The sequence below is a fragment of the Porphyrobacter sp. MBR-155 genome, assembly GCF_040547625.1.
In the GTDB taxonomy this organism is placed as follows: Bacteria; Pseudomonadota; Alphaproteobacteria; order Sphingomonadales; family Sphingomonadaceae; genus Erythrobacter.
In genome coordinates this window covers 58,945-80,096 of sequence record NZ_JBEPQB010000014.1, presented here as the reverse complement: position 1 = coordinate 80,096, position 21,152 = coordinate 58,945, and the positions used below count along the sequence as shown (strand labels likewise).

The window sequence follows — 21,152 nt, the reverse complement described above, 5'->3', positions numbered from 1 at the left end:
TCACGCCCGCGCGCCCTCGGCAGAATCGGCGGTGATCCCGGCGCTGTTGTGCTTTAGCGCCTTCAGCACCGCATCGACAATCTGCGGCGCGTTAAGGCCCGCCTGATCATATTGCTTGGCGGGATCATTATGATCGATGAAACTATCGGGCAGGCGCAGCGTGCGCACTTTCAGCGCGCCGTTGCCGCTGTCGCCATCGGTCAGGCCTTCATCGCTGGCAAAGGTCAGGACATGCGCGCCCAACCCGCCGATTGATCCTTCTTCCACCGTCACCACAACTTCGTGGGTGCGCATCAAGCGGGCGATCAGATCGTGATCCAGCGGCTTGGCAAAGCGCATATCGGCGACCGTGGTGGAAAGCCCCTTGGCCTCCAGCACGTCGGCGGCTTTCAGCGCCTCGGCCAAGCGCGCGCCCAATGAGAGTATCGCGACCTTGGTGCCCTCTCGCACCAGCCGGCCCTTGCCGATTTCCAGCTTCACCGGAACGTCTGGCAGCGGCACCCCGGTGCCATTGCCGCGCGGGTAACGGAAGGCGATGGGGCCATCGTCATATTCGGCGGCGGTGTAGGTCATGTGCACCAGCTCGGCCTCGTCAGCGGCGGCCATCACCACCATGTTGGGCAGGGTGGCAAGATAGGTCACGTCGAACGATCCGGCATGGGTTGCCCCGTCCGCGCCGACCAGCCCGGCGCGGTCAATCGCAAAGCGCACCGGCAGATTCTGGATGCACACATCGTGCACCACCTGATCATAGGCGCGCTGGAGGAAGGTGGAATAAATCGCCGCGAAGGGCCGCATTCCTTCTGCCGCCAGACCCGCCGCAAAGGTCACGGCGTGCTGTTCGGCAATGCCGACATCAAACGTGCGGGTCGGGTGCGCCTTGGCAAATTTGTCCACCCCGGTGCCCGAAGGCATGGCGGCGGTGATCGCGCAGATGCGGTCGTCAGTTTCAGCCAGCTTCGCCAGCGTCAGGCCGAACACGTCCTGATAGGCGGGCGGGCCTGCTGCACTCTTGCTCTTTTCGCCGGTGATGACGTTGAACTTGGGAACGCCGTGATACTTGTCAGCGCTGTTTTCGGCCGGTGCGTAGCCCTTGCCCTTTTCGGTGACGACGTGGATCAGCACCGGGCCTTCCGATGTGTCGCGCACGTTTTCCAGCACCGGGAGCAGGTGATCGAGATTGTGCCCGTCAATCGGGCCGACATAGTAAAAGCCCAGTTCTTCGAACAAAGTCCCGCCGGTCACCATGCCGCGGGTGAATTCCTCCGCCTTGCCGATGGTGTCGTGCATCCGGCGGCTCATCTTCTGGATCACGCGGGAAGCCAAGCTGCGGAGGCCGAGATATTCGGATGATGACACCATCCGCGCCAGATAGGCCGAAAGCCCGCCTACCGGCGGCGCAATCGACATGTCATTATCGTTGAGGATCACCACCAGCCGATTGCCTGCCTGTGCGGCGTTGTTCATCGCTTCATAGGCCATGCCCGCGCTCATCGAACCATCGCCGATTACCGCGATGCCGCGTCCCGGCCGGCCTTTCAGCTTGTTGGCGATGGCAAACCCCAGCGCCGCAGAAATCGAGGTGGAGGAATGCGCCGCTCCGAACGGGTCATATTCGCTCTCGCTGCGCTTGGTAAAACCGCTCAGCCCGCCGCCCTGCCGCAGCGTGCGGATACGGTCACGCCGCCCGGTGATGATCTTATGCGGGTAGCATTGGTGGCCCACGTCCCACACCAGCTTGTCATCCGGGGTGTTGAACACATAGTGGATCGCCACGGTCAGTTCGACCACGCCCAGCCCCGATCCCAAATGCCCGCCCGAGGTGCTGACCGCATCGATCATCTCGCTGCGCAGTTCATCGGCGAGTTGGCGAAGTTGATCGGGCTTCAGGCGGCGCAGATCGTCGGGAGTGTCGACCAGATCCAGCAGTGGGGTGTTTGGGGGTGTGTGCGGCAGTTGCGTCATAGCCCAAGGCCTTACACTTCGAATTGGGGCCTGTCGATTGAACGCTTGATCGAGGTCAATGCGCGCCGATCAGGCGCAGGCTTTGCACAGCCCGCGAATTTCCAGCACCGCGCGCTGCGCCGTGAACTGGCGCGCGGCGGCAATGGCGCGCACTGCGCGGCTGACATCCTCGTCATCGACATGGGCGGCTTCCCCGCATTCATCGCATACCAGAAATATGCAATCATGCGCGCAGCCGGGATGGGTATTGGCGAGGTAGGCGTTGGCGCTTTCCACCCGCATCGCGAGGTTGTTCGCCACGAACACGTCAAGAATGCGATAGACGCTGTTGGGCGCCACCCGCTTGCCGCGCGCGGCGGAGAGATTGTCGGCAATGTCGTAGGCTGAGACCGGGCGTTCGTGCCGGGCGAGTTCGGCAAACACTGCCTCGCGCATCGATGTCCACTGTTCGCCCGCCGCCGTCAGAGCGCGTGCAGCCTCGGCGATCAGGTCGTGACCGCTGTGTTCATGGTGCGAATGGCTGATGGCGTGCTGTCCCATAGGCCGGATATAGGCGATGCGGACAGCTTTCGCCAAGCGGTTCGGGCGATCAGATGGCGTTGCGGTGAAAGTCTGTCCGATAATCGGTGAAAAGCGCGTTAGCGGGCGATCACGAATTCGGCAGAGGGAGCGGGCGCTTTGAGCGTTTCGGCGGCCTGCGCGGGTGAGGACAGCTTGCTGCCCCAGCTATCGGCATTGGCTCCGGCGACCAGCAATGCACCGCCGACAAAGCCGATGGCAAAATTGCGAAACAGGTCGGTAGCAAACAGGCGCATGGGATAGCTCGTGATTCGAATGAATGTTGCCCCGGCCTCTGCCCGATGCTGAATTGCCCCGGGATGAACACAGGATTCATAAAGTAATTCTGTTGGAAAGCCGTTTTGGTTACGAATGGTCTGAGAAAAAGTTACGATGCCGCCCATATCAGCCGAACCGCTCGCAGTATGCGGTGAAGCGCAAAGCAAGCAACGCCCTCAAGAGGGGCAGCGGTAGGGCAACAAATCAATGCCGGAAATGCCGCATCCCGGTGAACACCATCGCAAGGCCTGCGGCGTCGGCGGCAGCGATCACTTCGTCATCGCGGATCGATCCGCCCGGCTGGATCACCGCAGTCGCGCCAGCCTCGGCAGCGGAAATCAAGCCGTCGGCAAAGGGGAAGAACGCGTCGGATGCAACCGCACTGCCGATGGTGCGAGGGGCGGGCCAACCATGGGTTTCGGCGGCTTCCTGCGCCTTGATCGCGGCGATCCGCGCCGAATCGCGGCGGTTCATCTGGCCCGCACCGATCCCGGCGGTTGCGCCGTCCTTGGCATAGACGATGGCATTGGATTTGACGTGCCGCGCCACCGTCCAGGCGAACAGACAGTCCTGCAATTCCTGATCGGTGGGTGCGCGTTTGGTGACGACCTTGAGACCGTCCAGCGAAACCGCGCCGCCATCACGCGACTGGATCAGCACCCCGCCTGCGATGGTCTTCATCGCAAGCCCGCCGCGCCGGGGATCGGGCAACGTGCCGCATTCGAGCAGGCGCAGGTTCTTCTTTCTGGCGAAGATTTCGCGTGCCTCGGCGCTCACAGAAGGAGCGATCACCACTTCAGTGAATATCCCCGCAATCGCTTCGGCGGTCGCGCCGTCGAGCTCGGTATTGACCGCGACAATCCCGCCAAATGCCGAAACGCTGTCACACGCCAGCGCCGCTTCCCAAGCCTCCAGCAGCGAGCCGCCTTGCGCCACGCCGCAGGGGTTGGCGTGTTTGACGATAACGACAGCGGGCGCGCCGCCTGCAAACTCCGCCGCCAGTTCCAATGCGGCATCGGCGTCGTTGAGGTTGTTGTAGCTGAGCTCCTTACCCTGCAATTGCGCCGCCTGCGGCACACCGCGCGCGCCCACCATTAGCGGGACATAGATCGCGGCGGATTGGTGCGGGTTTTCGCCATAACGCAGCGTGTCTGCGCGCTTGAAGGCGAGCGGCAGGGTTGCAGGGAACAGCGTCGGTTCGTCGCTCGCGGTGGGCGAGAAGGCGAACCAATTGGCAATCGCTGCGTCATAGGATGCGGTGCGGGCATAGGCCTTGCCCGCCATGCGGATGCGGAATGCGTCTGACGTCGCGCCATTGTGCGCCGCCAATTCCTCCAGCAGCGCTGGGTAATCCGCCGGATCGGTCAGGATCGTCACAAACCCGTGGTTCTTGGCGGCTGATCGCACCATCGAAGGCCCGCCGATGTCGATATTCTCGATGATCTCGGCCCGGTCAGCGCCCTTGGCCACTGTCGCTTCGAACGGGTAGAGGTTGACCACCACCAGATCGATTTCGCCAATCCCATGCGCCTCCATCGCGGCGACGTGTTCGCCATTGTCGCGCAGCGCCAGCAGCCCGCCATGCACAGCCGGGTGGAGCGTCTTGACCCGCCCATCCATCATTTCGGGAAAGCCGGTGAGGTCGGACACGTCGCGCACGGTAAGCCCTACGTCGCGCAGCGCCTTGGCAGTGCCGCCGGTGCTGACCAGTTCAACGCCGCGCGCCGCCAATGCCGTGCCCAGTTCAGCCAAACCCGTCTTGTCGGACACTGACAGCAGCGCCCGCTTGATCGCCTTGTTGGTCATGGTCGAAAATCTACCCTGTTTTCCTCAGCAGCCACGAGAATTGCCCGCCGCTGCGCAATGCCAGTCCTTCGATCACCAGCTGTTCGGTGGCGTGCGGGCGGCCATCGCCATCAACCCACAGGCTATCCTCGGCAGCGAGGGTGATCGCGCCCGCGCCCGCCCTATCGCCGCGCAGGCGGAATTGCCACAGGCGTCCATCGGGCAGCAGCAGGCTCGCCCCGCGCTTGTCGCCCGATAACTGCACCTCAACCCCGCGTCCGAGATGGAACCGCAATGCAAAGGCGATCTTGCCGCGCTTGCCGTTTTTGGCGCTGGGGATCAGGATATCCTCACCCGCCAGTTCGGTGCCATCGCCGCTGAGGGTGAGAATGCGCTGATGGGTCAGGCCGAAGCGCGCGGCATAGCCATCATGCGCGGCTTCGATCCGGGTCGCCTCACGCCCGCGCCCCGCCACCATCCGCCGCTCAACCGCGACCGTTTCGACGCCCTTGCCAAGCTGGCCGTGGAGCAGCACCGCGGTCGAATTGGCATTGTCGAGCACCAGCGTCGAAAAGGCAGCGGTGGCGCGCAGCCCCTGCCCGATGCGCGCGGGCACCTGCCCTCCTGCCAGCGCCGCGCCGCCGCAGTTGACGATAATCCGCGCCGGGCCATCCGACAATTCAAACGCCAGCGTCGAAGCACAGCCGACCCGCGCATGGCGTGAGCGCGGCGGCGGGGCAGTGTCGAATTGCAGCAGCGTATCGCCCGCGCGGATGCGGTGATAGCCCCAGTTGGCGGTGTTGGTCAGCGGGCGGGTACGTATGCCCGAGGCTTCGATCACGGCGGCCACGCGGTCGGCCGGAATTGCGCCTTGCCCCTGCCAACTGCCAAGCGCGCCGTCCCCGTGCCGCAAGGCCAGCAGCGGCGGCACCAGCAATTCACGCATCACATCGAGCGCGGGAGGCGGCGAGACGTCGACCGCTTCGTAACAGGCGAGAAGGTCGGTCAGCAGCCGGATCGCGTCCAGCTGCGCCGCCGGACAGCGCGACAGCACGCCGCCATCTTCACCCACCATGTCGCCAAGCGCTTTTACCAGACCCGCTTCGCCAAACAGCCGCCGCGGCTTGCCGTGAGGCAGCAGCAGCCCTGCGGCAACGATCCCGGCCCAGCCGGCGACCTGTCCGAAGCCCGCGCCCGCGCGCGGAGCCTTCTTGTCGAGCCACGCGGCGGTTTCGGCAATCGCGGACAGCAGGCGCGATTTCAGCGTCTTGTCATGGCCCGCCAGCACCAGCGGGGCATGCACCAGCCACGCGACCAGCCGCAGCCCGGCGTGTTCAACCTCCCACGCTGGCCCCTTGCCCGGTGCGCGATTGGCGTGGAGCCATTGGGTGGTGATCCGTTCGGCCACCACGATGCAATCGGCGCGCGGGGCGCTGGCAGCGAGGTCGGAAAGCCAGCTGAAACTGTGCAGCGCCCGCTCTATCCCCGGCGCATGGCGCGCAGCGGGTGCGAAATCGAGATTGGCAATCGGCAGGCGCGCGCCGTGGATCAGGAAATGTCCTGCGCGCAGCGCCGTGCCCGCCGCGCGATCACCGCGATTGGGGCTTTCCACCGTCGCCAGCACGCGCAGCGGCGGCGGGCGGCGGAACGGCGCGGCCAGCGCGTGTCCCGGCACGCCGATGCGGTAGGCCAGCCGGATCAGCGCCTCGCCCGGCCCGGCCTGCACAGCGATCATGTCACTGAGCGCGAGCGCGCGCGAGGGTTCTTCGGGCTGCGGTTCGGGCGCAAGCTGTGGGCGCTGGATCGTCCCCGGCTCGGCCCCGTTAGCCAGGCCCAGCACCGGATTATCCGCCACCCGTTCAACCAGCGCATCGGCGCGGCGGCCAGCGGGCGTGCGCAGCAGCGTCGCCATCATCGCCCTCCCTTGAGCGCGGCAATATTGGCGGCGTAATGATCCGGCCCGCCCTTGAACGTGGCAGAGCCTGCGACCAGCACATCGGCCCCGGCCTCCACGCACATCCGCGCGGTTTCGGCATTGACCCCGCCATCGACCTCAAGATGAATCGTCCGGCCCGAACGGGTGATCATTGAGCGGATGCGCGCGATCTTGTCGAGCTGCGAGGGGATGAAGCTCTGCCCACCGAAACCGGGGTTGACGCTCATCACCAGAACAAGGTCAGCCAGGTCCATCAGATTGTCGAGCACTTCGACCGGGGTACCGGGGTTGATCACCACACCCGCTTTCTTACCCAGCGCCTTGATCGCCTGCAGCGTGCGGTGGATATGCGGCCCCGCTTCGGGGTGGACGGTGATAATATCCGCACCGGCGTTGGCGAATGCCTCAAGATAGGGATCGACCGGGGCGATCATCAGATGCACGTCGAATGGCCTGTCGGTATGCGGGCGCAGCGCCTTGACCACGTCCGGCCCGATGGTGATGTTGGGCACGAAATGCCCGTCCATCACATCAATATGGATCCAGTCCGCCCCTGCTGCGTCCACGGCGCGCACCTCTTCGCCCAGCCGTGCAAAATCGGCCGAAAGGATCGAAGGCGAGATCAATGGTGCTGGCATGGCGCGGCGCAGGCCCTTTCTGAGGCATTATGTGCCATACGGGAGCCGCGAATCGACGGACAAGCGCAAATCACACCTTTTCCACGGTGGTGTTTCTTTCCCAAAAACCGCAACGCGTATCAATTAAGCCCCAATTCAGGCGCGCCTTGCAACAAAGATGTAACGACTGACTGCTCAGTTGACGAACCGCTGTTAGTGAGTTGCTCCCTTCCCATTTTATTGAGACGCCCATGACCGGTTATGCTTTTCCTTATCGACTGCCTGATCTGCCGCATATTGTGGGCAGAACGATGTTGCCGATTGCGGTGGCGGGGTTGGCGCTGGCTGGCGTCGGAGTCAGCGCGCCGCTTGCCGCGCAGGCCCATACCTATGCGCGCGTCGGCCCCAACGACATGAGCCTTTGCGCGCCCGGCAAAGGCCCGGCGGTGCGGATCACGGTGAGCGGTATGAAATCGTCAACCGGCCACCTGTTCGTGCGGACCTATCCCGCCAACAAACACGACTGGCTGAAGAGCAAGCGTTATATCATGAAGGTTGAGGCCACCCCGAACGAAGGCGGCGTCGCTGTGTGCGTGCCGCTGCCATCGGCAGGCGATTATGCGATTGCGATCCAGCACGATATCAACGGCAATCGCAAAACAGATTTTTCGACCGATGGGGCGGGAATGTCGAACAATCCGACGATCTCGACGTTCCTCGGCATCCCGCGACCGCCTGCGCTGGAAAAGGTGCGCTTTACTGCGGGCGAGGGCGTTACCCGGATGGCGATTGCAATAAGATACCTTTAGAGCATCGTGCTGAAAAGCGGGAACCGGTTTTCAGCTTTTCACGATGCGACAACAAAGGCTTGAGCGGACGACCTGCGTCAGATTTAACGCAGTCCGCCCTAGGCTTGATCGTGGATTGATCGCTGGCGGCAGCGATGCCGCCATAGATTCCACAACACTTGCGGCGCGGCGAGCAGCGGGAAGCGTTCGCGAAACGGGGTCAGCGCTACTGCCATGCCGGTATGGCGTTCAATCTTCCACGCGGCATAGCGCGCTGCGCCGTCAAAGGTTGTGCTGGCCTTGACCAGCCGGATAAAGTTGAGCGGCTTGCCCAGCCGCCGTCGCCGTTTCCACCAGCCCAGGATCGCGCGCCGTTCATTTGGGGCAAGGCGCGGGGTGAAGATTGCGCCCTGTTGATCGGTCGCGATTCCCGCAGCGTTGAGTGCCAGCGGGAGCAGGCCGCTGAAATGATCGGCGTTGACCGAGAGAATGTCGTTTTCCCGCCCCTGCTTTTCGACCCGGAATTCAGCCTTGTAGGTGGCGCGGAACAGGGCGCGCCAATACTCTTCCGCCGTGCCGCTTTTGGGGCCGAGCGCCGCAGCCAGTCGCGCAGCCGTGATGCAAGCGGCATCAATCGCGGCGATCACTTCGCCGCGCGCGGTATCGTCTGCGGTCCAGACCAAGGCGCTCGGCTGAACGAAACGCGCCCAGATTGTGGTATCGGTCAGCTCGCCAGTGGCCGCGCGGGCGAAGGTGGCCAGCCGCATGGTTGCGACCTTGGCGCGCAGCGTAACGCCGTCATGCGCGCGTTCGTGATAGCTGACCGTCGGCCAGATCGCCGCTTCCTGCGTGCCGGGCAGCAGGATGTAGAAATCCAGCACCCCGTCAAGCGAGCCGGTTCTGAGGTTCGATCCATAGAACAACACCGCCCGCGCGCCCGCCTGCTGCGCCAGCGCCTCGGCAAAGGTTGCAACCGCAGGATCGACCGGTGTGGCAAGGCGGGCGGCGATCCGTTCGGCCAAGGGGCCGGGGTTGGTATTCATGGCGTGACGAAAGCGAGCTCCGGCCCTTGTTCGACCAGGTAATCGCCGGCGGGAAAAGCCTCGCCATCCATAATGAATTGATCACCGATCGACAGGCTGAACTGGGTTGCTGTGATCTGGTGGATGCCGCGTTCACGCAGCCCGTGGCTCAGCTTGCCCATCAGGACCAACGGGACCAACGCCGTGGCGCGCCGCGAAATCTGGTCAACCGCAACCAGTTTCAATCCCTTGCGCAAGGGTCCGAACGGGCGGATGCCAGCCGGAAGACGTTCAAGCGTGGAGGCAAACAGCAATTGCCGCATTTCCGGATCGCCATGCCCGCTATGCGCCATCGGCGCTTCGGCAGCACCCAGACCAATGCGCATTGGCGCACCCTTGCGCCATGGGTTTTTGCGGCTCGCAAACAGCGATTGAAATAGCGCCCACAACCCCGTGACAGCCACCACCATGCTATTGAACGCGCCCAGCTTATGCGCGTCTTGCCCGGCCTGGATTGCTTTTGTGAACGAACCGGCACCCAGAATAAAGCCTGCAACCTTCGGTGTATCGGCAGCCCTGCCGCCATCCTCCTTCGAGGATACGATCATTGGGCGCCGCCAAGCGTGGCTGCCATGATCAAGCGCATCAATCGCATCCTGCAACGTCCAGTCATGGGGAACGCCCAGATCGACCGTCAATGCATTGGTTTTGCCTTTGGGCAGCACCGCAATCGCAGGCCAATTGTCCCCGAAAATCGCCTGTCCGCAGGTCAGCACGTCGCGCACGGTGCCATCGCCGCCGTTGATTACCAGCAAATCGATCCCGCGCGCTGCGAATTCAGCCAGCGCTTCGGGCAATTGCGCACGGGCGCTGGGCTGGGCAATATGGACGTGGGGGCATAGGCCGCAATCGAAATCCGCGCCCTGGTTGCGATAACTGCGCGGGTTGTAGATCACGCCAACGGATGGTGCCTGCCGCGTATCGCGAACCGGCAGTGCGCGCGCCTTTGCGGTGGAGGCAGATTCAGCTCGCGGGGTGTGCGCAAATTCGTAGATCGGCGTTGCCATGATTACCCTATACGTGTCGGGTACTCGATTTTCCACTGCCATCTTTGCCCGGAACTTTGCGAAAATCAGGCCGGAACCTTCTCGGTCGAATCGATCCAGCCGCCGCCGATTACCCGCTCTCCGGCATAGATCACGGCAGCCTGCCCCGGCGCGACGCCATATTCGGGGGCGGCGAAGCGGATTGTGACCGCGCCGCCATCGCCCAGTGAGCCATCAAGCACGATCGGCACCGGTTTGGCGAGGCTACGCACTTTTGCCGTCAGTGGTTCATCACCCAGCGGCCCGATGCGGTTGGTTTCAGTCACCCGTGCGGCATTGACCGCCAACATCCGCTTTGGCCCGACGCGCACTTCGCGTGCTGTTGCATCCAGCCCGATGACATAAAGCGGTTCGGGCTGGCCGCCGATCTCCAGCCCCTTGCGCTGGCCGACGGTGAAATGGACGATGCCTTTGTGCGTCCCCAAGGTCTCCCCGGTGGCAGCGTGGACGATCGCTCCCGGCGCCGCGCCTTCGGGCCGCACCTTGGTGACGATCTTGGCGTAATTGCCATCGGGCACAAAGCAGATGTCCTGGCTGTCAGGCTTGGCCGCGTTGCGCAATCCTGCCGCTTCGGCGAGTTCGCGCACCTGCGGCTTGGGCATCCCGCCTAGGGGGAAGCGCAGGTAATCGAGCTGTGCTTCGGTGGTGCCATAAAGAAAATACGACTGGTCGCGCGCCGGATCGAAGGCGCGGTGCAGTTGCGGGCCTTGTGCGGTCATCACCCGACGGACATAATGCCCCGTCGCAAGGCAATCCGCGCCCAATTCGCGCGCCATGCGGAACAGGTCGGTGAATTTCGGCCCCATGTTGCAGCGGATGCAAGGCACCGGGGTGCGCCCCGCGAGATATTCGTCAGCGAATTGTTCGACCACCTCTTCGCGAAAGGCGCTTTCATGGTCGAACACGTAATGCGCAATGCCAAGTCGATCCGCCACCGCGCGGGCATCGCGGATATCGTCGCCTGCGCAGCACGCGCCCTTGCGCCCGGTGGCCGCGCCATAATCATACAGCTGGAGCGTAATTCCGATCACTTCCGCCCCGCTGGCAGCGGCAAGCGCGGCGACCACCGACGAATCGACCCCGCCGCTCATCGCGACAACGATCCGGCAATCGGCGGCGGCGCGGGGCAGGTCGAACAGGGCGGCAGCATCAGGCCCGGTCAGCGGGCCGGCTTCGAGGAGCGCGGGCATGATCATGGAGATGACGGGCCATATAGCGACCTCCTGCGATCTTCGCCAGAGGTGTGAACAGGCGGCAGGGTTGCCGCACAGGCCAGCACTATTCCTAAGGCCAGGTAAATGGCGGCTTTACCCGATCTTGACGCACTGGCCTTATGCAGGGCGGTGATGTTCGAGAAAGCAAACTCCATTTCCACCCCCTACCGCGCGTTTGCGGGCGGCGTTCGGGCTGATGAAGGTGCACGCGTGCACCGCGTTGTGCAGGCGATGTCGGCAGCGCGATTCGAATCGCGCGGGCCCCGGCGCGCAGGCGATGCGTTGCGCGCGGTCGAATGGAGCGAAATCACCGCCCGGCTCAATGCCGCACGTGACCTCAGGCTGCTGCTGCGCAACGAAGTGCAAGCCCTGATCGAAGGTAGCGCCGCGAGCTTTGGCGATGCCGCCGCCAGTTATTTTGCACTGCTCGAAGATAACGAACCCGACGTTAACCATGATGCTTTAGAGCAATCTAAAGCCTTGGATGACATGCTCGACTCCAATGATGCAAACCGTTCAGGCGATGCGAAAGAAATGCAATGATTGAGAACCAGGACATCCGCCCCGCACAGGTAATCGGCCCGCTCGGCGAGCCGCTGACCCTTGCCGACCTGCCTTCTCCCGACACCCGGCGCTGGGTGGTGCGGCGCAAGGCCGAAGTGGTCGCGGCGGTGAATGGCGGCCTGCTGACGCTCGACGAAGCGCTGGCGCGCTATGGCCTGACGCTTGAGGAATTTGCCTCGTGGCAGCGCGCGGTTGATCGTTCGGGGATGCATGGCCTCAGGGTCACCAGAATCCAGCATTACCGCGACCTTTACGAACGCCAGCTGAAATATTGAATCCAGCGTAACGCTATCCTTGTATTGATATTCGCGGCCAAAACCCGCTAGCATTGCCTGATGGCGGCCAAGCCAACTTCGGCCCCGCCAAACAGGGAGAGATGCTATGGGTTGGATCATCGCAATAATTGTCGGCGGTGTCGCTGGTTGGCTCGCCAGTCTGGTCATGAATCGCGATGCGTCGATGGGTATTTTCGCAAACATCGTGGTTGGCTGCGTCGGCTCGGTCATTGGCAATCTGATTGCCGGCCCGTTACTCGGGATCAGCGGAAGCGTTCAGGAATTTTCGATCACTGGCCTGCTCATCGCCGTGCTTGGCGCCGTTGTGCTGCTCGGCATCGTCAACCTGATTCGACGCGGCAAGGTGCGCTGAAACCGCTTCATCGCTGATTTCGCGCGGGGAACCTGCCTGCGCGCCCTTCGTCTAGGCTGAAAGTCACCGGTCGATGCGTGCATTGCCCGAAACAGCGCGACGTTCTATCAGGCGTTGCGCTTGGTGACTTATAGAGGTAATACACTCCAGGACGTGCGGAACCCTCCGGGGGATCGGTCTGAGTGAGGGAACGGCGATGAATTACGAGACGACGATCACGGCTGAGGCGGCCGACGGCGTGAGCACCGATTTCAGCGGTTCGCGCACGCTGTCGGCACCTGTGATCCCGCGCTGGCTGCTGATCGGTGGGCTGGGCCTGTTTGGGCTATTGCTGGCGATTGCGGCCTATTTCGCCATTGCCGGAGGAGAGCCGGTGGCAGTTGGCGATGATAATTCACAGGCCCCCTCGGTCACAGTCATCACTCCCGGCAAGACCAGCATATCGGGCGAAATCGAAGCACCCGGCACGCTCGCCGCGCGGCGGCCGATGCCGGTGGGCGTGGTCGGTGAAGGCGGGCAAGTGCTGCGCGTTACCGTTGATGCTGGCGATTGGGTGCAGGCAGGGCAAGTGCTGGCGGTGATCGATCGCAGCGTGCAGGTGGAGCAGGCCGAAGCGCAGGCGGCCCAGGTCGAAGTCGCCCGGGCTGATGCCAATATCGCGCAGGCTAATCTTGATCGCTCGCTGCAACTGGTTGAACGCGGGTTTGTGTCCAAGGCCGATGTCGACCGGTTGACCGCCACCCGTGATGCTGCGGCAGCGCGGGTCAGGGTCGCCGAAGCGCAGCTGCGCGAACTGCGCGCCCGCAACCAGCGGTTGAATATTGTTGCCCCCGCGACGGGCTATGTGCTGGCGCGCGAAGTCGAGCCCGGGCAGACGGTCAGCCCAGGCACCGGCGCGCTGTTCACCATTGCCAGCGGCGGGGAGATGGAAATGCTCGCTCAGCTCAGCGAAGAACAGCTCGCAAGCTTGTCGGTAGGCACAATTGCCAGCGTGACCCCGACCGGATCAGAACAGACCTTTACAGGACAGGTGTGGCAGCTTTCTCCGGTAATTGATCAGGCGACCCGGCAGGGCATTGCACGGATCGCACTGCCCTTCGCATCGGCATTGCGTCCCGGCGGCTTTGCCACGGCGCGCATCAATAGCGGCAGCTTCACTGCCACGCTATTGCCTGAAAGTGCAGTACTGGCCGATGACGACGGCAGCTTTGTCTATATCGTCGGCGAAGATAACAAGGCGGAGCGGCGCAGCGTCAAAACCGGCGCGGTGACCAAAAACGGAATCGCTATTACCGCAGGCCTCTCGGGTAACGAACGCGTCGTGCTGCGCGCCGGCGGGTTTCTCAACCCCGGTGAAACGGTCAACCCCCAACCGCTCAAGAAGTAAAATTTTCGTCCCCGCGCGGCTGGCCCGCGTAACTGACTGACTGATACGCAAGAACCGCGCAACACAGGCAAGAACATCATGGCTTTACGCGACATCTCGGCTTGGTCGATCCGCAACCCGGTGATTCCGCTGGTGTTGTTCACCGGCCTGCTGTTTGCCGGGATCGTCAGTTTTCTACGGATGGATGTGACTGATAACCCGGATGTCGAATTCCCGGCGGTCAATGTCACGATTGTTCAACCCGGCGCTTCTCCGACCGAGATCGAAAACCAGATCACCCAGCGTGTTGAAAGCGCGCTGCGTGCGATCAACGGGGTCAATTCGATCCAGTCGACCGCGCGCGAAGGCAGTTCCAATACCTTCGTCGAATTCGAGATCGGCACAAACCTGATCGAAGCGGTCAACGAGGTTGAAACCGCAATTGACGGCGTGCGCGGCAGCCTGCCCGACGGCATCCTTGAGCCGCGCGTGAGCAAGATCAACGTGGTGGGCCAGCCGATTGGCTATGTTGCGGTCGAAGCCAATGACATGACGATTGAACAGCTCAGCTGGTTCATCGACGACACCATTGCCAAGCGGCTTCTGAAAATCGAGGGCATGGCCGAAGTGTCGCGCTTTGGCGGGGTTGACCGCGAGATCGAGGTGATCCTCGATCCGGCGCGGATGCAGTCGCTTGGGGTCACTGCGTCACAGATCAACGCTGTGCTGCGCCAGACCAACATCGATGCGGCGGGCGGCCTTGCCGAAATTGGCGGCACACGCCAGTCGCTGCGCGTGCTCGGCAATTCGGACAGTGCCTTTGCACTGTCGCAGGCCCAGATCCAGCTCGGCGGTGGTCGCACCGTGCGGCTGGCCGATGTAGCGACAGTTCGCGACGGCTATTCCGAACGCAATTCGATCAGCGAAGTGGGCGGCAAGGAAGTTGTCAATTTCGCCATGAGCCGCGCGCGCGGCGCGTCTGATCTTACCGTCTATGATGCCGCGCTGGCCGAGATGGACAAGATCGAGGCCGAGAATGATGGCGTGAAGTTCATCAAACTGGCAACCAGCACCACCTACACCCGCGCCCAGTACAACACCTCGATCTGGGCGCTGGTCGAAGGCGCGGTTCTGGCGGTCGTGGTGGTGTTCCTGTTCCTGCGCGATTGGCGCGCGACCTTCATCAGCGCGGTGGCGATCCCGCTATCGGCGATCCCGACCTTCTGGTTCATGGACCTGCTGGGCTTCAACCTCAACTTCCTGTCGCTGTTGGCGCTGGCGTTGGTGGCAGGCGTGCTGGTCGATGATGCGATCGTGGAGATCGAGAATATCGTGCGCCATATGCGCATGGGCAAAACCGCCTATCAGGCCAGCATCGATGCGGCCGACGAAATCGGCCTGCCGGTGGTCGCCACCAGTTTCTCCATCGTGGCGGTATTTTTGCCGGTCGGCCTGATGCCGGGGATTTCCGGCCAGTTCTTCCAGAATTTCGGGATCACGGTGGTGATCGCGGTGCTGATGAGCCTTGCCGTGGCACGGATGATTACGCCGTTGATGGCGGCCTATTTTCTCAACGCCAAAGGCCATGCCGACCACGGCAAGGGGCGCTGGATCGACCGCTATATGCAGGTGCTGACCTGGACGCTCGACACCGGTAAAATGGCCGCGCGCCGCGCCGGGCTTGATGGCCCGCGCCACCGGACATTTTACATGTTTGCCCTGTTGCTGACCGTGATCGCCCTGCTGATCGTGCCCGCCCTCACCATGTTTGAAATGTTCAGCGGTTCGGTGAGCGGATTGATCGCAGACTCCGCTGGTGCGGCCCCGCTGTGGAAGGGGTTGATCGGGCTTGACGTGCACAAGCAGATCGCCACCGCCGTTTCGAGCGATACCAATGGTTTCGTGTACAAGCTGGTCGCCAAGATCTTCGAGATCGTGATCGTGCTGCTGGTCTCGGGCCTGTCATTCCTGTCCGGGTGGCTGGCGTTCAAGGCGATTGAGCTGCCCGCTGGCGGTTCTGGCCGGTTTGCACAGGGCGTGCGCTGGATGACCGCGCGGTTCTATGATCACCGCGTGTGGATGCTGGCGGTTGGCTGGTTTTCGTTCCTGATCACGATTGTGCTGTTCGGACAGTCTCCGCCGCAATTTCAGCCCAGCATCGACACCGAGAACAGCCGGGTCGAAATCGAGATGGTGCCGGGCACCACGCTTGCCGAGACCAAGCGGGTCGTCAATGGCGTGGCCAAGCGATTGCGGCAGGAGCCCGAGGTTGAGCTCCTGCTGGAACGCATCCGACAGGGCGAAACTTCCTCGATTTTCATCAGGCTCAAGGAAGATCGCGCACGCACTTCGATCGCGTTCGAACGCGAGCTCGCCCCCGAACTCGCCAAGATTCCCGATGCCCGTGTGCGGTTTCAATCGCAGTCACGCGGATTTGGTGCAGGTCGCGATATGACAGTGATGCTCGCAGGCTCCGATCCGGTGCTGCTCGAACAGACCGCGACCCGGCTGGTTGAGGAGATGAAAGGCCTGCGTTCGCTGGTCGCCCCGCGCATCAGCGCCGATCTGAACCGCCCCGAAATCATCATCACCCCGCGTGACAAGATCGCTGCCGAACTCGGTGTCACCACCGCCGCGCTGTCGCAGACGATCCGCATCGCGACCTTGGGGGAGATTGAACAGAACGCGGCGCGTTTCTCACTCTCGGACCGCCAGATCCCGATCGTAGTGCGCCTGTCCGAAGAAGCCCGCACCGATTTTCGCACCATCGAAAACCTGCCGGTACCCACCGCCAATGGCGGATCGGTTCCGCTGAGCCGGGTGGCGGAAATAACCTTCGGTTCCGGGCCGACCGCGATCCAGCGTTATAACCAGAACCGCCGTGTTCTGGTCGGCGCAGACCTTGCTGCGGGCGTGCTCAAGGGCGAAGCGCAGGCGCAGATCGATGCATTGCCGGTGCTGCAAGACCTGCCCGTGGGCGTCATCCGTGACGTGGTGGGCGAAGAAGAATTCCTGGCCGAACTGCTCACCAATCTGGTCATAGCGATCGTTTCGGGCGTGTTGCTGGTGTTCGCAGTGCTGGTGCTGCTCTACAAGCGTTTGATGAGCCCGCTGGTCAACATGACCTCACTGGCGCTCGCGCCGCTCGGGGGTGTGCTGTTGATCTGGCTGACGGGTCAGGCGCAATCAATGCCGGTCTATATCGGCATCCTGTTGCTGCTCGGCATCGTGTCGAAGAACTCGATTCTGCTGATCGACTTCGCGATCGAGGAGATGAACAAGGGCGTTCCCAAGCTTGAGGCGATCATTGATGCAGGCCACAAGCGCGCGCAGCCGATCGTGATGACCACCGTGGCGATGACCGCCGGGATGGTGCCGGTGGCGCTGTCGCTGAGCGGTGACGGGGCGTGGCGCCAGCCGATGGGTATCGTGGTGATCGGCGGGCTGGTGCTCTCAACGCTGCTGACGCTGCTGATCGTGCCGGCGGGCTTCAGTCTGGCTGACGGGTTTGAAAAGCGCATCGGGCCATGGCTGCGGTCGCGATTGCTGACTTACAAGCCGGGCGATGACACCCGCCCGCAGCTCGCGCCTGATCAACCGTTCCCCGGCCTGCCCGGCGGTGCCAAGCCGGCCCCTGCGCGGCGCGCGCCGCCGGGGGCAGAACCGGCCGAGTGAGCGTTAAGGGCGTGATCGCTAAAGACGTGACTGACAGGCCGGAACCGGGCTAAAGACGGCCCATGGCGACACGTTCCCTGAGGCCCCTGACCTTCGGCGGAGAGCCGCTGACCGCAGACCGCGCGCGGCGCATGCGCTGGACGGCCACCGGGATGCTGGCCGCAATGGCGGTGGTGTTCATCGCCACCCACGGGCTGGAGGCGGCGCATCCGGCGTGGGGCTATGTCAACGCCTTTGCCGAAGCCGCAATGGTCGGCGGGCTGGCCGATTGGTTCGCGGTGACCGCGCTGTTCCGCCATCCGCTGGGCCTGCCGATCCCGCACACCGCGATCATCCCTGACAACAAAGACCGCATTGCCGACACGATGGCGCAATTCCTGCGCGAAAACTTCCTCACCCCCTCGGTGGTCGCGCGGCGGATGGCGGGAATGAACATCGCCAAGGCGGCGGGCGAGTTTCTGGCCGCCTCGCCCGAACGCGGCGCGGATGGCAGCATTGACGAACGTTCACGCATCACCAGCGGCGCGGCGGAATTGCTGGCCGAGGTGCTCGAATCGCTCGATCCCGACCGGCTCGGCAATCAGGTGCGCAGCGGGCTGGCGGGGCAATTGGCCAAGCTCGACATCGCCCCGCTCGCCGGGCGGATGATCGAAACGACGATGGCGGACAAGCGCCACCAGCCGCTGATCGATGGTTTCGTGCGCTGGGCGGGCCTCACTATCGAGGATAACGAGGATACGCTGCGCGAGATCATCCATCAGCGCGTGGCAGGCGTGCTGCGCTGGACGGGCCTCGACAAGACGATTTCCTCCAGCGTGCTCGACGGGCTCTATAAATTGCTCGCCGAGGTGCTGATCGATCCGCACCACCCACTGCGCGCCAAGATCGAGGAAGGGCTGCAAAAGCTCGGCCAGGATTTGCAGCACGACCCCGAAACCCGCGCCAAGGTGGAAGAAATGAAGCGCGATTTGATCGCCAATCCGGCGGTGGCGGTGTGGTGGACCGGCGTGTGGGAGCGTATCCGCCGGTCACTGATCACCCGCGCGCGCGATCCCGAAAGTGGGATGGGCGAGGAAATGCGCGTGATGCTCGGCGAATTGGGCGAGGCGCTGCAAGCCGACGCGCGGCTGCAACACCAGATCAACCGCTTCGCCCGCCGCACGATGGTGGGCGTCTCCACCCGTTACGGCGGGCAGATCGTCACGCTGGTGTCAGAAACGGTCAAGCGCTGGGACGCGGTGACGATTACCGGCCGGATCGAAAGCGCCGTGGGCCGCGACCTCCAGTTCATCCGCATCAACGGCACGCTGGTCGGCGGGCTGGTGGGAATGACGCTGCATTTTATTACGACGGTGCTGTGAGGGGGTGTCTCACGACACCCCCTCAGCGGATTAGTTGAACAGGCCGATCTGCCCATAGCCTGGAAGCGACAGTCTGCCTGGCGACCAGCGAATTCGACCTTCCTTGACGAAGTTCCCTTCGCTGTCCCGGTGACAGGCAATGTTGCGAACCTGCTGTTCCCATAATTCCTCGCCCGGACGGGTAGTGGATGGCCTGCGATCTTGCGGAGTGAGGGCTGCATGTTGCGGCAACACACGCCTGATTTGGGAAATGGTGGCAGACCCGCCGACATGGCGAAGAAAATCTTCAACTGCACGAGCAATATGCTCCTCGCGGGAGCGATTGTTGATATCCATGATGTGTCCTTCAACGCAAAACGGCGCGGTCCGAAGACCGCGCCGCCAGTTTCATGCGTAACGCACGAGCTTCCACGTGACCGCGTTGCCCCGATACGGAGGCATGACATTGCTCTGGGCAATGGGTGCGGTGGTCGAGGGCGAAGTCTGAGACTGCCAGACTCCGGATTCCGGACAACGAGAACCGGTCCGTGCGGTCGTGCCGATGGGCGCACGAGCCCTTGAGTGGATGTTCATTTGAGAACACCTTTCATGTTGCAAGCCGTCGAGGACACGCGGGGCTTGCGGAAAAAGGTGAGGGCCACTAAAGTGCTCGGGCTTGTAGAAAGCATGAGCGTGGCGTGTCCACCTCGTTTGGGGTCGTCGGCAGCAACCGGCGGCCCCAAACTTCATGTCACTCGATAGACCCCCCTCTTTTTCGGCACCGCCTCAAGTAGCGGGGGCTTCGAGTTGACCATTCGGTAAAGCTTGCTCGCAAGCTTTTTGCGTTCGTGGACTACGCCGGTCTGTCGATACAGGCCGACCAGCACCTCATCCACTGAGGCAATTCCATCAAACACGCCCTTGATTAGATCGATAATCTCCTGCTCGGTTTCATCAATCCGAGTGGCGGGAATCTGACGCAACAGCGCTTCGGGTAAATCATCAAGATCACCAAAGCGCGAGCCAATATCTGACGGTAGGATTTCTTCCATGCCCCTACATAGCAGGCTTCGCCGTCCGCGCAATAGTTAATCTCGCTGCAAGTCATTTTGTTACGCACGAATTAGCGCGCTTTGTGCTCGTCAGGCAGGAGGTCGCCGCGAGGGCTGACTCAATCTGTTGATGCAATAAGCTCCGCTGAGCCAATCACCTAAATGATTCACCGAAAATATGTGTCCGGGACTTGACTCATAAAAAAAGCCCGCGAGTCTTGGACTCGCGGGCTCCGAATACGTTGGGTCTCGGATTAAGTCGCAAAATAACTCTTAGTTATAATGCGCTCGTCAACTCCGGCACGGCGGCATACAAATCCGCGACCAGCCCGATATCCGCGACCTGGAAGATCGGGGCGTCTTCGTCCTTGTTGATGGCGATGATGACCTTGGAATCCTTCATCCCGGCCAAGTGCTGGATCGCGCCCGAAATGCCGATGGCGAAATATGCCTGCGGGGCAACGATCTTGCCGGTCTGGCCGACCTGATAGTCGTTGGGGACATAGCCCGCGTCGACCGCCGCGCGGCTCGCGCCGATGGCTGCGCCAAGCTTGTCCGCCAGCGGCGTGATGATGCTTTCGAACGTTTCGGCATCCTTCAACGCGCGGCCACCCGATACGATGATCTTGGCGCTGGTCAGTTCGGGGCGTTCACTCTTGGCGATTTCCGAGCTGACGAAGCTGGAAATGCCCGCATCGCCTGCGCTGCTCACGGCTTCGATGGTGCCCGAACCGCCCTCGGTCGCCGCTTTGTCAAACGCAGTGCCGCGCACGGTGATCACCAGCTTGGCATCGGTCGATTCGACCGTGGCGATGGCATTGCCCGCGTAAATCGGGCGGGTGAAGGTCTTCGGCCCCTCGACCGAGAGAATTTCCGATACCTGCATCACATCGAGATGCGCGGCAACGCGCGGGGCGATGTTCTTGCCGCTGGTGGTGGCCGGCGCGAGGAAGGCGTCGTGATGTTCCATCAGCGCCGCGGCGAGCGGGGCGACGTTTTCGGCCAGCCCGTTGGCATAGGCGGCGTCATCTGCGACGTGCACCTTGGCCACGCCAGCGATCTTCGCGGCAGCCTCTGCCACGCCGCCGCAATTGTGGCCCGCGATCAGCAGGTGCACTTCGCCCAGCTTCGATGCAGCGGTGACGACCGCGAGGGTCGCGTCGTGCAGCTTGGCGTTGTCATGTTCGACGAGAACGAGGGTTTTCATGTCGATCCGTTCCTTTTCCTGAGGGCTGGC

General features: G+C 62.8%; 19 protein-coding genes. 7 read left to right on the top strand and 12 right to left on the bottom strand.

The genetic code is table 11. The features are described 5' to 3' along the window. The 6 genes from dxs to rpe form a co-directional block, all read right to left on the bottom strand. On the bottom strand, nt 1-1,965 hold the full coding sequence (gene dxs, locus ABIE62_RS13995) for a 1-deoxy-D-xylulose-5-phosphate synthase (RefSeq protein WP_354326925.1): 1,965 nt from the start codon (nt 1,963-1,965) through the stop codon (nt 1-3). 69 nt (nt 1,966-2,034) lie between these two features. Further along, the gene (locus ABIE62_RS13990; RefSeq protein WP_354326923.1) at nt 2,035-2,505 is read right to left on the bottom strand and encodes a Fur family transcriptional regulator; all 471 of its coding nucleotides are present in this window, start codon (nt 2,503-2,505) and stop codon (nt 2,035-2,037) included. A gap of 98 nt (nt 2,506-2,603) precedes the next feature. Continuing rightward, on the bottom strand, nt 2,604-2,927 hold the full coding sequence (locus tag ABIE62_RS13985; RefSeq protein ID WP_354326921.1) for a hypothetical protein: 324 nt from the start codon (nt 2,925-2,927) through the stop codon (nt 2,604-2,606). A gap of 79 nt (nt 2,928-3,006) precedes the next feature. After that, on the bottom strand, nt 3,007-4,608 hold the full coding sequence (gene purH / locus ABIE62_RS13980; RefSeq protein ID WP_354326919.1) for a bifunctional phosphoribosylaminoimidazolecarboxamide formyltransferase/IMP cyclohydrolase: 1,602 nt from the start codon (nt 4,606-4,608) through the stop codon (nt 3,007-3,009). A gap of 10 nt (nt 4,609-4,618) precedes the next feature. Further along, nucleotides 4,619-6,499 carry a heparinase II/III family protein gene (locus tag ABIE62_RS13975; RefSeq protein ID WP_454184742.1) on the bottom strand — a complete coding sequence of 627 codons (1,881 nt, stop codon included), beginning with the start codon at nt 6,497-6,499 and terminating at the stop codon, nt 4,619-4,621. Further along, on the bottom strand, nt 6,499-7,161 hold the full coding sequence (rpe, locus tag ABIE62_RS13970) for a ribulose-phosphate 3-epimerase (RefSeq protein WP_354326915.1): 663 nt from the start codon (nt 7,159-7,161) through the stop codon (nt 6,499-6,501). Before rpe ends, ABIE62_RS13975 begins: the two co-directional genes overlap by 1 nt. 230 nt (nt 7,162-7,391) lie before the next feature. Here rpe and ABIE62_RS13965 point away from each other — a divergent pair, with 230 nt between their 5' ends. Next, complete coding sequence (locus tag ABIE62_RS13965) at nt 7,392-7,949, top strand: DUF2141 domain-containing protein (protein ID WP_354326914.1); 558 nt, start codon at nt 7,392-7,394, stop codon at nt 7,947-7,949. A 98-nt stretch (nt 7,950-8,047) separates the two neighbouring features. Here the strand turns inward: ABIE62_RS13965 and ABIE62_RS13960 are convergent, their stop codons facing one another. The 3 genes from ABIE62_RS13960 to mnmA all read right to left on the bottom strand — a co-directional run bounded on the left by ABIE62_RS13960 (nt 8,048) and on the right by mnmA (nt 11,252). Then, nucleotides 8,048-8,971 (bottom strand): hypothetical protein, encoded by a 924-nt coding sequence (locus ABIE62_RS13960; RefSeq protein WP_354326912.1) that lies wholly within the window; start codon nt 8,969-8,971, stop codon nt 8,048-8,050. After that, entirely contained in the window at nt 8,968-10,017 is a 1,050-nt protein-coding gene (locus tag ABIE62_RS13955; protein WP_354326910.1) for a diacylglycerol/lipid kinase family protein, read from the bottom strand. The genes ABIE62_RS13960 and ABIE62_RS13955 overlap by 4 nt, the downstream gene beginning before the upstream one ends. A 65-nt stretch (nt 10,018-10,082) precedes the next feature. Next, nucleotides 10,083-11,252 carry a tRNA 2-thiouridine(34) synthase MnmA gene (gene mnmA / locus ABIE62_RS13950; RefSeq protein WP_454184737.1) on the bottom strand — a complete coding sequence of 390 codons (1,170 nt, stop codon included), beginning with the start codon at nt 11,250-11,252 and terminating at the stop codon, nt 10,083-10,085. 300 nt (nt 11,253-11,552) lie between these two features. Between mnmA and ABIE62_RS13945 the strand changes: the two genes are divergently transcribed. The 6 genes from ABIE62_RS13945 to ABIE62_RS13920 all read left to right on the top strand — a co-directional run bounded on the left by ABIE62_RS13945 (nt 11,553) and on the right by ABIE62_RS13920 (nt 18,884). Then, entirely contained in the window at nt 11,553-11,813 is a 261-nt protein-coding gene (locus ABIE62_RS13945) for a hypothetical protein (RefSeq protein ID WP_354326908.1), read from the top strand. After that, the gene (gene sciP, locus ABIE62_RS13940; protein WP_354326906.1) at nt 11,810-12,109 is read left to right on the top strand and encodes a CtrA inhibitor SciP; all 300 of its coding nucleotides are present in this window, start codon (nt 11,810-11,812) and stop codon (nt 12,107-12,109) included. Before ABIE62_RS13945 ends, sciP begins: the two co-directional genes overlap by 4 nt. Nucleotides 12,110-12,215: 106 nt before the next feature. Further along, nucleotides 12,216-12,482 carry a GlsB/YeaQ/YmgE family stress response membrane protein gene (locus ABIE62_RS13935; RefSeq protein ID WP_354326904.1) on the top strand — a complete coding sequence of 89 codons (267 nt, stop codon included), beginning with the start codon at nt 12,216-12,218 and terminating at the stop codon, nt 12,480-12,482. A gap of 196 nt (nt 12,483-12,678) precedes the next feature. After that, nucleotides 12,679-13,869 carry an efflux RND transporter periplasmic adaptor subunit gene (locus ABIE62_RS13930; RefSeq protein ID WP_354326902.1) on the top strand — a complete coding sequence of 397 codons (1,191 nt, stop codon included), beginning with the start codon at nt 12,679-12,681 and terminating at the stop codon, nt 13,867-13,869. 78 nt (nt 13,870-13,947) lie between these two features. After that, a complete protein-coding gene (locus ABIE62_RS13925) occupies nt 13,948-17,523 on the top strand; it encodes an efflux RND transporter permease subunit (protein WP_354326900.1) in 3,576 nt (1,191 codons plus the stop codon). 62 nt (nt 17,524-17,585) lie between these two features. Beyond that, on the top strand, nt 17,586-18,884 hold the full coding sequence (locus ABIE62_RS13920; RefSeq protein ID WP_354326898.1) for a DUF445 domain-containing protein: 1,299 nt from the start codon (nt 17,586-17,588) through the stop codon (nt 18,882-18,884). A 30-nt stretch (nt 18,885-18,914) separates the two neighbouring features. Here ABIE62_RS13920 and ABIE62_RS13915 read toward each other — a convergent pair whose 3' ends face one another. The 3 genes from ABIE62_RS13915 to ABIE62_RS13905 all read right to left on the bottom strand — a co-directional run bounded on the left by ABIE62_RS13915 (nt 18,915) and on the right by ABIE62_RS13905 (nt 21,122). Continuing rightward, the gene (locus ABIE62_RS13915; RefSeq protein WP_354326896.1) at nt 18,915-19,220 is read right to left on the bottom strand and encodes a hypothetical protein; all 306 of its coding nucleotides are present in this window, start codon (nt 19,218-19,220) and stop codon (nt 18,915-18,917) included. A gap of 389 nt (nt 19,221-19,609) precedes the next feature. Beyond that, on the bottom strand, nt 19,610-19,915 hold the full coding sequence (locus tag ABIE62_RS13910; protein WP_354326894.1) for a hypothetical protein: 306 nt from the start codon (nt 19,913-19,915) through the stop codon (nt 19,610-19,612). Between the two features lie 277 nt (nt 19,916-20,192). After that, a complete protein-coding gene (locus ABIE62_RS13905; RefSeq protein WP_354326892.1) occupies nt 20,193-21,122 on the bottom strand; it encodes an electron transfer flavoprotein subunit alpha/FixB family protein in 930 nt (309 codons plus the stop codon). Nucleotides 21,123-21,152: the final 30 nt, after the last annotated feature.

What these genes read in the sequence shown, in the direction of transcription:
- dxs (WP_354326925.1), bottom strand. Translation starts at nt 1,965, where the DNA reads ATGACGCAACTGCCGCACACACCCCCAAACACCCCACTGCTGGATCTG.
- ABIE62_RS13990 (WP_354326923.1), bottom strand. Translation starts at nt 2,505, where the DNA reads ATGGGACAGCACGCCATCAGCCATTCGCACCATGAACACAGCGGTCAC.
- ABIE62_RS13985 (WP_354326921.1), bottom strand. Translation starts at nt 2,927, where the DNA reads ATGGGCGGCATCGTAACTTTTTCTCAGACCATTCGTAACCAAAACGGC.
- purH (WP_354326919.1), bottom strand. Translation starts at nt 4,608, where the DNA reads ATGACCAACAAGGCGATCAAGCGGGCGCTGCTGTCAGTGTCCGACAAG.
- ABIE62_RS13975 (WP_454184742.1), bottom strand. Translation starts at nt 6,499, where the DNA reads ATGGCGACGCTGCTGCGCACGCCCGCTGGCCGCCGCGCCGATGCGCTG.
- rpe (WP_354326915.1), bottom strand. Translation starts at nt 7,161, where the DNA reads ATGCCAGCACCATTGATCTCGCCTTCGATCCTTTCGGCCGATTTTGCA.
- ABIE62_RS13965 (WP_354326914.1), top strand. Translation starts at nt 7,392, where the DNA reads ATGACCGGTTATGCTTTTCCTTATCGACTGCCTGATCTGCCGCATATT.
- ABIE62_RS13960 (WP_354326912.1), bottom strand. Translation starts at nt 8,971, where the DNA reads ATGAATACCAACCCCGGCCCCTTGGCCGAACGGATCGCCGCCCGCCTT.
- ABIE62_RS13955 (WP_354326910.1), bottom strand. Translation starts at nt 10,017, where the DNA reads ATGGCAACGCCGATCTACGAATTTGCGCACACCCCGCGAGCTGAATCT.
- mnmA (WP_454184737.1), bottom strand. Translation starts at nt 11,252, where the DNA reads ATGATCATGCCCGCGCTCCTCGAAGCCGGCCCGCTGACCGGGCCTGAT.
- sciP (WP_354326906.1), top strand. Translation starts at nt 11,810, where the DNA reads ATGATTGAGAACCAGGACATCCGCCCCGCACAGGTAATCGGCCCGCTC.
- ABIE62_RS13935 (WP_354326904.1), top strand. Translation starts at nt 12,216, where the DNA reads ATGGGTTGGATCATCGCAATAATTGTCGGCGGTGTCGCTGGTTGGCTC.
- ABIE62_RS13930 (WP_354326902.1), top strand. Translation starts at nt 12,679, where the DNA reads ATGAATTACGAGACGACGATCACGGCTGAGGCGGCCGACGGCGTGAGC.
- ABIE62_RS13925 (WP_354326900.1), top strand. Translation starts at nt 13,948, where the DNA reads ATGGCTTTACGCGACATCTCGGCTTGGTCGATCCGCAACCCGGTGATT.
- ABIE62_RS13920 (WP_354326898.1), top strand. Translation starts at nt 17,586, where the DNA reads ATGGCGACACGTTCCCTGAGGCCCCTGACCTTCGGCGGAGAGCCGCTG.
- ABIE62_RS13915 (WP_354326896.1), bottom strand. Translation starts at nt 19,220, where the DNA reads ATGGATATCAACAATCGCTCCCGCGAGGAGCATATTGCTCGTGCAGTT.
- ABIE62_RS13910 (WP_354326894.1), bottom strand. Translation starts at nt 19,915, where the DNA reads ATGGAAGAAATCCTACCGTCAGATATTGGCTCGCGCTTTGGTGATCTT.
- ABIE62_RS13905 (WP_354326892.1), bottom strand. Translation starts at nt 21,122, where the DNA reads ATGAAAACCCTCGTTCTCGTCGAACATGACAACGCCAAGCTGCACGAC.